This window comes from Nonomuraea sp. NPDC049129, assembly GCF_040648495.1.
GTDB lineage: Bacteria > Actinomycetota > Actinomycetes > Streptosporangiales > Streptosporangiaceae > Nonomuraea.
In genome coordinates this window covers 81,136-93,836 of record NZ_JBEZDU010000006.1, presented here as the reverse complement: position 1 = coordinate 93,836, position 12,701 = coordinate 81,136, and the positions used below count along the sequence as shown (strand labels likewise).

Genomic DNA, 12,701 nt, shown 5'->3' with positions numbered 1-12,701 from the left:
CCCCGCGCGTGCGGGGATGGTCCCGACGGCTTCCGCGATGCGTGCCGGGTCTGCGGGTGCTCCCCGCGCGTGCGGGGATGGTCCCACGGCCAGTTGGTTGCCGCCGTGGACGATCCCGTGCTCCCCGCGCGTGCGGGGATGTTCCCAGGTCCTGCATCGTGACGTCCTCGATGCCGGTGTGCTCCCCGCGCATGCGGGGATGGTCCCGAGCTCGATCCTGACGGCAGACGCCTGTTCCTGTGCTCCTCGCGCGTGCGGGGATGGTCCCTACGGCCATTTCAGGGCCGTTCCCATCGTGACGTGCTCCCTGCGCGTGCGGGGACGGTCCCCGCGCCTGCTGCCCGGCCTGGAACGGGCGACTGTGCTCCCCGCGCGTGCGGGGATGCTCTCTCCGGTTTGCGTCCGCCTCCTGTTATATTGGCGCCCTCAACAGACAGGCTAAGTTGCTTCGTCGCAAGCTTGATCATGCCGAATACGTGCGCAACTCGACCCGTAGCAACGAGGCATTGCCCACTTGGCCTGCGAAGACTCGCTTCTTGTTCTCCTGACTCCTAAAGCGGGTGCCGCAGGTTCGAATCCTGCCGGGGGCACTCTTCTCCGCCAGGCTTTTTGGCCCCTGACCTGCAGTTTCTTGACCGCAAGTCTTTGCTTTCCAGCGCTCTCGGTAGGTCACTGGGAGCACCCGCATGCGGCCGTAGGACCATGATCCCGGGATATGGTCGGGATGATCTTGACGGTGCTTTCCCAGGTCCCGGGTACTTTACGGCTCTACACGATGTACAAGACTCCGCTCAGGACCACGCTCCCCTACACAGAATGACGCCCCGCCCCTACGGGGGTACGTTTCGACTGAGCGACTCCGCCACGCCGCAGTAGCCTTACAGCGAACGGTTCGATCTTGAGCGATGGGTGACGAGTGGACTCCTTCGACCTCGGGCGGCTGACCGACCACGATTTCGAGACGGTATGCCGCGACCTGTTCACGCAGATACTCGGCGTTCCCTTGGAGATCTTTCCCCGAGGGATCGACCAAGGCATCGACCTGCGTCACACGACGGCCGATGGCCGTACCGTGGTGGTCCAGTGCAAGCACTGGCCGAGCAGCACCCAGGCCAAGCTCATCCGCCAGCTGGAGAAGGAGGAACTGCCCAAGGTCCGGATACTGAAGCCGTCCCGTTATGTCGTGGCGACCAGTGTCCCCGTGAACACGTACGGCAAGGACGCCATACAGGAGAAACTGGCTCCGTTCGTCCGCACCACCGGCGACATCTACGGGCCCGATCAGATCGTCGAGGAGTTACGGCTCAGGCCCGAGATCGTGCAGCGGCATTTCCGGCTCTGGCTGAGCAGCACCGCCGTCATGCAGACGCTGCTCCACCAAGACACGTTCGTGCGGTCCTCGCGGCTGCGGGCGCGGCTCTCCCACGTAGCCGAGACTTTCGTCCCTCACCAAGGCTTCGAGCAGGCCCGACGCACCCTCGACCAGCGAAACGCCTGCATCATCACAGGACTGCCAGGCGTCGGCAAGACCACGGTCGCCTGCATGCTCGCAGCCGGTCTCATCGCGGACGGCTACGAGGTCTACGAGATCTCACAAGATGTCGGCGAGATCGACCAGGTATGGCGGGACGACGTCCCGCAACTCTTCCTCTATGACGACTTCCTCGGTCAGACGACGCTGGAGCCCAGCTTCAACAAGAACGAGGACAACCGGCTCTTGTCGCTGCTCCGCGAGATCGAAAGCAGGCATGACAAGGCGTTCATCATGACCACCCGCGATTACATCCTGGAGCATGCCCGGCAGCGTCACGGCAGGCTCGCGGAGGAGGAGATCACCGGCATCACGAGCGTGGTGCACCTCGACAACCTGACACCCGACGTCCGCGCACTGATCCTCTACCACCACGTCTACTACGCCGCTATACCGGCCGCGGAGAAGCGCCGCTTCGCAGCCCCCCAGGTATGGATGCCGATCATCCAGCATCGCCATTTCAATCCGCGGATCATCGATCGCACCCTCGCGCTGCGCAAGTACGCAGGTCACGACATTGCGGCCGCCATCCTGGCCAACCTCGAAGACCCCCGCCGCATCTGGGAGCACATTATCGAGAACGAGCTTAGCGCCGAAGCCGTGCACATTCTGGAGGTGCTGTTCACTTTCGAGCGCCAGGCAGAGCTGTCCTCACTGGAAGAGTGCTGGATGTGGTACCGGCGCGCACTGGAGTTTCCCGACGAGGGACGGCTCTTCCGCCGGGCGTTGAAGGTGCTGGCCGGGACAATGGTCGCCATCGATGAGCACCAAGTCGCCTTTCACAATCCGTCCGTCGCCGACTACCTGCGCCATCACATGAACCTGGGCCGCGCACGCCTGCCGGAACTCCTGGCGAGCATCGGGGACGCCACCCAGATCATCCAGATCATGAGCGTCGCCACTGGCCACGACGCCGAAGCGCTGCTCAACCGGCTCAAGGCCTGCCCAGGCGCCGTCGCCGACGCCATAACCACCACGATGGAGACCGTATACGACTCGCCCTCAGACGAGGACTACAGCATGGCGCAGCACCTCAGCTGGATCCTCGAAACGGCCGAAGACCTCGAGTATCCTCCGCTTGCCGATTACATGATGAAGCGGGCAGACAATCAGCTCCACTCATCGTGGCCCTCACATCTCGTCAATCTGGCGCGCGACATGCGGGGGAGCCCCATGATTCCCGAGGCCTATTTCGAGGCGTTCGCGGAGGCGACGGCTGAGGTGCTCCTGTTCGAGATCGAGGAATTGCTCGAAGGCGAGCACTGGCCTCGAGCGTACGAGACGTTCCAACTCGCGGAGAGTCTTCTCACTGCCTCAGCAGTTGCCGGCGTGATCGAGCGACTGGTTGACGTAGGGCTGAGCACCCTGCAAGAGCTGTGCACCCGCGACGAGACCAAGCCATACCAGAGCGGCTGGATTACTGAGCTCCTGAGCTTTCTCTCCGATCACGGCGCGGAGAACGAGCTGCACGACGAGTTCGCAAAGGTCGAGCGGATGCTGGCCCGATGCGACGAACGGACAGCCAAAGGCCGAGGCTACGCACACGCAGATGCCGGGCGCCGCCGAACGCCGGACACTCATTGGGGCTGGACCGATGTGGAGGCGCTGATGAACAAGCTGGCCGACAGCGCCTAGTAGTGCTTTGTTAGGTCTGCAGGTGACGATTGCGGTGTAGCGGTTGTAATCGTTGATGGCAGGTCGGGCATGCGCCGGTCCAGGTGGCGAGCAGCAACTGCAGCTCGTGGACGACCTTGTAGAGGGTCAGACCGGCGCAGCCGCTTTTGGGTCGCCTCGCAGCGTGGTCAAGAACAGGTGTGCGGCGGTGACGAGGGTGACGTGGCGGTGCCAGCCGGTCCAGGAGCGGCCTTCGAAGTGGTCCAGGCCGAGGCCGGTCTTCAGCTCGCGGTAGTCGTGTTCGATCCGCCATCGGATCTTGGCGTAGCGGACCAGGTCGGCCAGGCCGGTGGTGGCGGGCAGGCTGGACAGCCAGTACCTGACCGGCTCAGGCTCACCTGCAGGCCATTGCGCGATCAGCCACCTTTCCGGCAGGGTGCCGTCCGCCTGGCGGGTGATGCGGTGCCCGGCCGGACGTACCCGCAGGAAGACGAACGCCGACGTCATCGCCCCTTTGGAGCCTTCGCGCCACGTGATCGGGACCGCGGCGGCGGGGCCGACGGCCTGGATGTGCGCGGCCAGGCTGATGGCGGTGGCGAGATAGCGGGGCTCGGTCCGTCTCGGTGACCGGCCCCGCCTGGACCAGGTCCGCGGCACCGGCCGCGCGTCCGGCAAATGGGCCAGGGCATCACCTTTGACCTGCACGACATAGCCGATGCCGCGCTCGTCCAGCGCACCGCGTAACGGGCTGCTGTCGCCGTAGCCGGCATCGGCGACCAGCAGTGGCGGCCGTAACCCCTGCTCAGCGAGCACATCGAGCATCTCCACGGCCATCTTCCACTTCGAGCGATGACGCTCCCCGTCCGGGATGCCGCACCGGTCGCGCCGCGCCGACACATGCGCGCGCAACTCGGCCTCGGCGGCCTGCTCGTCCCACGACGGCGGCACGAACAGGGCCCAATCCAGCGGGCAGGAGGCGGTGTCGGTGACGGCGTGCACGCTGACCCCGATCTGGCAGTTGGCCACCTTGCCGAGCGTGCCGGAGTACTGCCGCGCCACGCACGGCGAGCCCTTCCCTTCCTTGGGGAAGCCGGTATCGTCGATCACCCACGCCGCTGGCCGCACCGCCCTCCACCGCCCGCCGGGCCAGCCTGGCCCGCACCGCGCGCATGTCCCAGGTCGAGGACGTCACGAACTGCTGCATCCCTTGGTGGTCCATCCCCAGGCGGCCCGCCATCGGCTGCATCGATTTGCGCCGTCCGTCGAGCAGCAGACCTTGAAGCTCGTCAAGGGTCACCGCAGCATGAAACTACCCGCATCGCCTCGAAGCCTCTACGCCAAAAGGACCTAACAAAGTACTTCTAGCTCGCCCCATTGATGAGCTCTATGCCCGTTCACCAGTTCTCCTAGACGGGTTCCTCCTGTCCTCCTATCGTCACGTTGACCTCAGGGATAACTGACCTTAATAGCCAGAGGATCCGCGGATGATGGCAACGCAGAATGAGATCTACGCCTACCCAGCGTCGATCGAAGCCTTCCAGCTGCCGGCCAGAGCAGTCGCACTCGCACGTCTACGGGAAGTACGCCGATGACCAGGCAACAGATAGAGCAGGCGTTACAACGGGCGGAGGAGCTGACCGGCCAGATCAGAGGTGGTCTGGACCGTGCGGTGGGCTTGATGGGCCAGCGCGTCTGGACAGGGCCGGCGGCCGACCGTTTCGGCGCCGAGCTGGCTGCACAAAGGCAGGTCCTGATCAGTGCCTGTACGTCGGCTGTCGACGACCTACGTGCCCTACTCGCCCGGACACCGAGGTAGCCGGTGGACATCGATGGCATGGTCCCCGACGGGGTTCGAGCCTTGCAGGACGAGTTACGCAAGGCGGAGTCCACACTGGACTCCGCCGGGAACGAGTTATGGGGCCTGCTACATGACGCGGGTCTTGCCACGACTCATGCCGACACCATCCGGAGGATCGCCGGTTGGGCCGGGCAGCATATCCCGGACATTCACCAGCGCGTGGTGCTGCTGGAACGTCTCGTGGCGCACGACCCGGCGGTACAGCCCGGCGCGCCGGTGTTCCTCAACTCCGAACTATTCGCACCCGGCAAGCCGCTCCCGACGGTCGGCGACTTCTGGGACCGGCTCGGCCAACAGGTGCAATCTGCCTTCGACTTGGACCAGAACTCGGGCAACCCCGCAGCCGAGATGGCCAAGGGCGCCTGGGAAGGTACGGCCGGCCTGGCGGGCATGGTGTGGGAAACCTCCGAAGTGCGTAAGCTCGTCGACCGCGATGGCTGGGACCGGCAGCTCCAAGACGGCGCCACGGGGCTCATCTACGGGGTGAAACACCCTGCCGAGCTTCTTAAGGCCATCACGGACTGGGACACCTGGATCAGCAACCCCGACCGCGCGTTCGGCCGCCTCACCCCAGACATCCTGATCGCCGCCGCAACCGCGGGCGGCAGCAGCGCGGCCTCCGGGGCGAGCAAGGCCACACGGGCACTTGACAAGATCGCAGACCTGCTCAAGCTGGCCAAAGCGAAGGCCGGGCCACAGGTCGCTCCCGCGCGCATCACGCCGGACGGTACCTGGCAGTGGAAGGGACTCGACCTTGGACCTGCGGACAACGTCACAGCGGACCAAGCTCTGACTCGAGTGCGAGCTGTCGAGCCACAAATATCGCAGGGCGTTCGGGCAGCGGCGCAAGACGGCCGCGCGGACATGGCCGGTTTCCCGGACCACGTCCTCAAAGGCCCCGACCGCTTCAAGGAGAAGCTGGCCAAGCTGATGGCGGACTTCCCCGACCGCACCGCCGAGGAACTCATCCGTACGGGCATGCACGATGGGATCCGCTACACGTTTACCTTCACCGACGATCGCTACGTCAAGGGTGTCGCGAACGCCAAGGCGGCGTTGGAGGGGAAAGGGTTCGAGCTGGTCGTGCAGAAGCCGTCCTGGAGTGACTCATCGAAGTACAAGGGCATCAACACACGGTGGCGCGGGCCTGATGGGCAGCTGTTCGAGGTGTAGATGCATACGCCGTCGAGCCTCTGGGCCAAGGAGGTTACCCACGAGATATATGAGTACAAGAACAACTTGCCAGCTCAGGACAAGGCACGCTTGGAGAAGTACGAGGCACAGATCTTCGAGGCCGTGCCAGAGCCGCAAGGAGTCCGCGACATCCCCCACGTGAACAAGGAGAACTGACCGTGGAAGAGCAGGTCACGTACTACGGGTTGTTGCTTTCGGGCGACTCACGGGAAAACCCAGGCGGGCTAGCGAGGCGACGTATCCTCCCGGATGGAGGGATCGTCGAGGAGACCTTCCGGCGAGACCTGCAATGGCATGACAGCAGCGTCATCGGGGACTGGCGACGAGGCGAATCCAGCGTCGAATTGGTCGAGCTCAGCGAGGCCGAAGCGGAGCGGGTCACGGAACGCTTCCGAGAAAGGTTCAGCGGATAGAGCAGGCTCCCGCGCAGGACGCCGCTGCTGGTCGAGACCCACCGCTACCGCAACACCTATGCCGACGACCCCCACAGGGTCGAGGAACTGAGCCAGGCCGGACAGGTGCCCATCGTTCACATAGGCAACGTCCCCGACATCCGGCGCCTCATGGAATCCCACCCGTGGTGGGTCACCCTGCTGTGGATACCTCGCGAGATCTGCGAACAACGGTCCCACCAACGAGGCGACCACAACACGGGCGAACGCCTGCGAGCCTGGGACGAAACGCTGTCCGACCTCCAGGCCCACGACGGCGACATCTCCCGCTGCGCATCCGCACCGACCAGACGACACCCGAGGAGGCGGCACGGCGCATTGCCAGCGGTTTCTTTGCCTGGCAAGTGCCGGCACCGAGTCATACCGCCTGACCAATCAAGATCCGCAACCACAGGTCTTGGGCGGCCTTGGCGGTCATCCACGTACTTTCGACGATCTCTGAGGTTCGTCCACCAGAGATCCGCCGGACGAACCACAACCCGCCCGCGGTACACAGCTCGAAGACAGGACGCCGACAGATACAGGTGTGCTCCCGGATCCGCACTCGCGAGGCACGTGGCTGGCTCTGCTCCCACTCAACCGGCTCAGCCTCCGTTTGCGGAGCAGCAGTGTGCAGGCGTGATAGGCCGTCACGAGTTTCGAGGCCGCCACGACATCACCCCCGGGCCCGCTGCTCTTGCAGCAGCGCTACGAACGTCGCCATATCATCGGCGCTCACTGTCTGCTGGAGGCCCGCGTCAATCTCCGCGTTACGCAGCCCCACCCCACGCCTGGTCGCGTAGAACACGCCCGCGTCGCTGCGGAAGAACGACCAGTCAGGGAACGTGACGCGAAGCGCGTCGAGGTCATAGGTGGGCGTCGACATGGCTTCAGGCTAGAAGCGCGACCGCGAGCCTGTCTACCCCTAGGGATCCCATTAGATCCAAGGGGACGGCGATGGGTCTCAATAGATCCCGAGAGGCGAGTGAAGGGGGGTGGAGCCCCCTTTCTACCCTTAGATACGTGATGGACTTCGAGCCAGACCGGCCCCGCTGGCAGCAGATCGCCGATGTGCTCCGCACGCGCATCACCAGCGGCGAATACCCGACCAAGCACCTGGTGTCCGAGGTCCGGCTCGTCCAGGAGTTCGGCGTAGCCCGCGAGACCATCCGCAAAGCCATCCACCAACTCCGCCAAGAAGGCCTGCTCTACACCGTGCCCAACCTCGGCAGCTTCGTCAGCCCCACCGACTCCACGGACTCCTGAGCTCCTACCAGGGCCAAGCCCGCGCTCGTGGCCGGCAGGAGCGACTTCTACGACGGCCCCCACGCACCAGGCGCAAACAGCCTCGCGCCCTCGGTCAACGTCGTGGTCACCAATGTCTCCGGCGACGTCCTGTTGATTAGCCGCCCCGACAACGGCAGCTGGGCTCTACCCGGCAGAGCCATCGACCTCGGCGAGTCGATCCCAGCCTCTGCCATCAGGGAAACGCTGGAAAAGACCGGAGTCAGCTGCGAGATCACAGGATTCGTCGGTACGTACAGCGATCCCAAGCACGTCATCCTCTACACGCGTGATGGCAAGGTTCGGCAAGAGTTCTCCATCGTCCTGACGGCCCGAGCCATCAATGGCGAACCGACACCCAGCCAGGAGTCACGCGAGGTCCGATGGGTGCCGAGAGGCGAAGCAGCGCGGTACCGCATGGACCGGTCAATGCGCCTGCGGATCGAACCACTACCTCAACGGGGACGAACCGTACATCGGCTGAAGTACAAGGCCACCACACCCACTCCGAGCGCCAACGTCAAGCAAGCATCATCCGATACTGAGTCCGGACTGCATCGTCACAAAAGACCAGGTCAGAGACTATCAAGGTCGAATGGATGAGAACTTTCTCTACGGCTTCAAGGCGGTCCGCCCCCGACGGCCCGCCGCGTCGGGCGGTCGCTCACCGCGCTGCGGCTCTTCGGCCGGTCGCGGCGAGCGCCGCCCACGCGATGGCCCAGGGGTAACCCAAGCCGCGCTAGCTATCCCTTCGGGGCAGAGTCGTCCTGGCCCATGCCCCGGAGCACCATGCATGCTCGCACCACCGCCACGCGATGCTCGGACCTGGTGTCGCGTATCGCCGCCTCCACTCTGCGCGTGTGACCATCGTCCCTTCGAACTGTGGTCAGATAGCGGAGCAGTTGCCTGGCAAACGCATAGACGGTGCCGATCAACAACATACCTTCCGGACTGAGGGCTAGGGTCTCGATACTTCGCATCGGTTGCTCCTTGGTTCGGCGTAACGGATTGAGGCAATGATGTTCGTCGGCATCAGTTTCCTTCTAGGCTGAGGAAACGCCTGAGAAACTCGTCTCTGAGGGAGGCTCGGTGCCTGGAGGGAGACCACAGCAGAGTCAGCGTGAGGTGCATCCCGAGCTCGGCGAGCTCACCAGTTGGTTCAAGCAGCTCCTCCGCGCCAAGAACCACTCAGTCCGGTCATTCATCCTGTCCGTACAAAGACAGGGCCTGCCGATTCAGGTGAATCCGGTCTACGAGTTCCTCCGGGGTGAGCGCCTCCTCGACTGGAAGCTGACCTGCCTCATGGCACGTGCACTTGGTCAAACGGCGGAGGTGGCTGAGCCAATGTGGACGAGGGCGAAGAGAGCGATGGATCTAAAGCCAACATCCGAAAAGTTGCATATCGCAACCTGGCAGGATCTCCCACCCCTCGACGCGCGACTAAGAGAGTTCTTCCTCAGCCAAGGGGATGCAGTTGATCGCTTCCCCTATGACCTTCTAGACGTCAATCGCCCCCCACTTGCCGACGTCTATGTTGAGCAGGGAGTCCATCCCATACCTTTGGCTGAAATACACGAAACATCGACTCAAGTCGAACGCCCACCAAAGTACAATCAACGGGATATTCCATTCCCTTATGCACTTGCGAAGCACGATCACTTGTTTATCACAGGTGGTCCAGGCACCGGAAAAACAACGCTAGCCAGACTGTTGGTTCGCCAGATCGCACGGACTTGGATAGAGGGTCCGTTTGAGGAAACGCCGTGGTGTCCCGAGCCGGTCATTGCTATCAGTATTACTGCCGCTGAAGTCCTGACAGGCAGTTGGGGGCAGGTATTGGCGAATGCCTCGTACGCAAGCGCCTTGACGGTGCCATTCGAGCCGCAGATATTCGCCCAAACAACCTACGGGGTTCGCTGGCTTGTCGTGGTCGATGGCTTGGACGAGATACCCTCACCCAGAGACCGGGCAAGAGTGTTAAATGTCCTTTCAATGCGCATCGAACATGGGACGCCGTACCGCCTCATCATCACTTCGCGGCCGCTTCCCCAAGACGAGTTGAGCCCCTTTCAAGGGCGCGCGATCGGTTTCTACGCTCTGCGTGGATTCGATGAAGAACAACAACAGACTTTCGCTGAACGGTGGTTCGCTGCTCAGGGTGCGCCCGAGACAGATGGCCTTGCACAGGCATTTCTTCAGCAGGCCCGAGTTGCCGGATTGAGCGAACTAATGCGAGTCCCCCTCCTTGCCACAATAGCTGCAACATTCTTTTCGAGACATCCAACAAAGTCGCTACCAAGGGGTCGTATCGATCTTTATGAACGATTTTTGGACGAACTCTCGGCAGTGCGTGGTCACCGCTCAGATCTTCGATCACGGATACGGGAGAGATGGGAAGAAGTCGGATGCGCGGATATCGCGGAGTGGATATTTGCCAATCAGGAGTCATTAATACTCCACCTGGCGGAGAGCGAACTTAAACTTCTAGGCAAGGAATCGCTGCTTGCCGCTGCCTCCAATTGGACGCGTGCACATCTTCCCGCGGAGCTAAGGATGCCCGAGGGAATTGAAGATGATCTGGGTCGCCTGCTAGGTGCAACTAGCATTCTGATCTTCGATGGTAAGCTCTCATTTCTTCATCGTTCATTTGCGGAATTTATCGCTGCGAGGGCTGCTGCAGCTGCGCTTCCATCCGAGTTTTCTGATCTAGCCGAATGGACTGGGCGCATTAGAAGTGAGGCCACGAGAAACTTTGCCTTCTTCGCATTAGCGCATTGGGCGCGAAAATCGAACAATAAGATTGCCACAATAGTAAGGCTCTTGCTCGCTCAAGATCTTCAGCACAAGATAATGGCGCTGCGGCTGGTTACTGCAGGCGTTCCTCTTGGCCTGGAACTAGAGGATGCTGCTATCGATCGCCTGCTGGGCTCCATCGTAGAGACGAACCACCTTCGCTCCAGTGATGAACGCGCGCTGTTTGACGAATTGAGCGAACTCCGAGGCAATGAAAGACTCGCAAGGCGTCTGAGCACACTTGCACGGACTCGGGAACTCAATCCGTCTATTCGAGTTGTTGCCGCTGCGGCCTATGCTCGGGTTAGCAATGTCTCTGGCAGCCTAGATCTCCTGTATGAGCTCACTGATATGGAAGATCCCGATGGATTGGCCAATCTAATCACCCATCTTTCTGAACTGGATGCCTCAGCAACAGGAGTCAGGATTCAACTGCTGGAGCGATTGCTTGTTCTCGGTGGCACCTGGCGCAAGGTCTGGGCATGCTCAGAATTGGCAGACCTGGGGAGGACTACAGGAGTCGCAGATCTTGCTAGTGCAGTTCTCAGCGGCCCTGACCAAAATGGAGATCTCTTGGAATTTGCAGCCGAGGTTTGGGAATTTGTAGAAGGATCATCAGCGCTCGATGCCATCGATGCAGCGATCAAGAAACGGCAGCACAGCAATGAGTGGGCGCATGCTGGAATCGCAAATATCTACTTCCGACTCGGATCGCGCGAACTCGCTGAACCTCACGCACGGGAAGTTCTTCTGACTGGCACTGATGAGGAGGGTATTCAAAGCGTTGTGCAATCCTGGGTTGAGTCATGTGGCGCAGCTGGGGCCACAACCATCGTAAAAATAGCCAGTACTCATTCTTGCTGGAACTCCGATGTTCGGCCACTTATTGCCCGTCAGCTCCTTGAGCTTGGATACTCTGACGATGCAGTAAACCTCGCTCGAGCGATTCTCCAAAATCCTAGCAGTCATGGCGGGGTCGAGTTTTTGGATCCGATAAGAGTGTTGGTCTCGGTATATGGCGCGTCTGCAACAGATGAGATAATCTCCTGGTTGCGTGAAGCTGATCATGGACCTTTTGAGCTCCATTGGGCAATGCGCCATTTGGTAGATCAGGGACTCGGCCAGGCCGCCTCTATGTTTGCCTCTAGGATAATTAGTGATCCAGGCAGCCCAAGGGAATCATTCATCGAGGCAGCAGATATTCTGTTGGAGGAAAATGGAGGCGAAGCGCTGGATCATATAATGGACATGCTGCGTTTGCGGCCCGCGGGTTGCGCTCCCCTCTCGGCCGAGTTGACACCTATTCTTGCGAAACATCGGCAGGTAGATGCAGTTGTCAAACTCTGTCGGTTGGCCATGTATGATGCCGGACGTACCCTTGAGGAGCTCAAGGTTGCCATACGATCATGGATTTCGGCCGCGGGAGGTGATGCTCTTCCGGAAGTTATCGCTCTCACGGAGGCCGTGTGTTCCCTTTCCGGCGATGAACGGATGGAGCTAGCGGATCTCTTTGAGGAGGTTGGACAGGTCAAAGGAGCAATCGAGCTCTGGTGCAAGGTTTGCGCGGATTATTCCCGCGGTCTTGATATACGTTGGCGGGCAGCCGAAAGGCTTCTGAGTGTGAATGCGGCAAATATTGTTTACAAGATCCTTAAAGATGCTTTGACAGCGGCTCACGATGAGGTCGAAATTCGACGGCTTGAACAGCTGATTGGGTGGGTTAAACCCAATACAAGCTCGTGAGCGACATTCGTTCGAGGAGAAGAATATCCAGTCTCACGTCCCACTTCCTGTCTGTGTGCTCAATCGGTGTTGATCTATGTGCGGCCTGACATGTGACGATCCGCCAGCTTAAGCGCGCGCGACTGTGACCGCTGGCGTAAGGGCTCTGCCGCGTGGCGTCCGCTCCTCGGGCCTTGGCGGCCCTGCGGTGCGGGTCCACTTGCCATTCTTCTCCACTAGGCTTTTCGTGCGTTGACCTGTGGTTTCTCGGCCA

The 12,701-nt window shown here is 61.5% G+C and carries 7 protein-coding genes, 2 pseudogenes and 1 CRISPR repeat array (1 of these 10 running past the window's edge); of the genes and pseudogenes, 6 read left to right on the top strand and 3 right to left on the bottom strand.

Features of this window, described 5'->3' with window-relative positions; all coding sequences use genetic code 11:
• A CRISPR array of direct repeats spans positions 1-390; the repeat unit is 29 nt; unit sequence GTGCTCCCCGCGCGTGCGGGGATGGTCCC; it reaches 552 nt to the left of the window's first position.
• Between the two features lie 526 nt (positions 391-916).
• Complete coding sequence (locus tag AB0B64_RS19595; RefSeq protein WP_357943647.1) at positions 917-3,166, top strand: restriction endonuclease; 2,250 nt, start codon at positions 917-919, stop codon at positions 3,164-3,166.
• A gap of 126 nt (positions 3,167-3,292) precedes the next feature.
• On the opposite strand, the gene AB0B64_RS19590 is transcribed toward AB0B64_RS19595, so the two are convergent.
• Both AB0B64_RS19590 and AB0B64_RS19585 read right to left on the bottom strand, forming a co-directional pair.
• Positions 3,293-4,270, bottom strand: coding sequence for an IS701 family transposase (locus tag AB0B64_RS19590; protein ID WP_357943645.1), 978 nt, complete (start codon positions 4,268-4,270; stop codon positions 3,293-3,295).
• Between the two features lie 19 nt (positions 4,271-4,289).
• Positions 4,290-4,442 (bottom strand): annotated as a pseudogene (locus AB0B64_RS19585) (transposase); the annotation flags it as partial.
• A 522-nt stretch (positions 4,443-4,964) separates the two neighbouring features.
• Here AB0B64_RS19585 and AB0B64_RS19580 point away from each other — a divergent pair.
• Together AB0B64_RS19580 and AB0B64_RS19575 are read left to right on the top strand one after the other, a co-directional pair.
• Positions 4,965-6,176, top strand: coding sequence for a hypothetical protein (locus AB0B64_RS19580; RefSeq protein ID WP_357943643.1), 1,212 nt, complete (start codon positions 4,965-4,967; stop codon positions 6,174-6,176).
• Positions 6,177-6,355: 179 nt separating this feature from the next.
• On the top strand, positions 6,356-6,610 hold the full coding sequence (locus AB0B64_RS19575) for a hypothetical protein (protein ID WP_357943641.1): 255 nt from the start codon (positions 6,356-6,358) through the stop codon (positions 6,608-6,610).
• A gap of 694 nt (positions 6,611-7,304) precedes the next feature.
• On the opposite strand, the gene AB0B64_RS19570 is transcribed toward AB0B64_RS19575, so the two are convergent.
• A complete protein-coding gene (locus AB0B64_RS19570) occupies positions 7,305-7,514 on the bottom strand; it encodes a hypothetical protein (RefSeq protein ID WP_357943639.1) in 210 nt (69 codons plus the stop codon).
• 140 nt (positions 7,515-7,654) lie between these two features.
• On the opposite strand from AB0B64_RS19570, the gene AB0B64_RS19565 reads away from it, so the two are divergent.
• From AB0B64_RS19565 to AB0B64_RS19555, 3 genes and pseudogenes are all read left to right on the top strand, one after another.
• Complete coding sequence (locus AB0B64_RS19565) at positions 7,655-7,894, top strand: winged helix-turn-helix domain-containing protein (RefSeq protein WP_357943637.1); 240 nt, start codon at positions 7,655-7,657, stop codon at positions 7,892-7,894.
• A gap of 27 nt (positions 7,895-7,921) precedes the next feature.
• Positions 7,922-8,396 (top strand): annotated as a pseudogene (locus tag AB0B64_RS19560) (NUDIX domain-containing protein).
• A gap of 641 nt (positions 8,397-9,037) precedes the next feature.
• Positions 9,038-12,448: an NACHT domain-containing protein gene (locus tag AB0B64_RS19555; protein WP_358178794.1), complete on the top strand. Its 3,411-nt coding sequence runs from the start codon at positions 9,038-9,040 to the stop codon at positions 12,446-12,448.
• The last annotated feature ends 253 nt before the right edge of the window (positions 12,449-12,701 follow it).

Bases quoted from the DNA above. Each gene is read 5' to 3' on its own strand.
- AB0B64_RS19570 (WP_357943639.1), bottom strand. From the start codon at position 7,514: ATGTCGACGCCCACCTATGACCTCGACGCGCTTCGCGTCACGTTCCCT.
- AB0B64_RS19565 (WP_357943637.1), top strand. From the start codon at position 7,655: ATGGACTTCGAGCCAGACCGGCCCCGCTGGCAGCAGATCGCCGATGTG.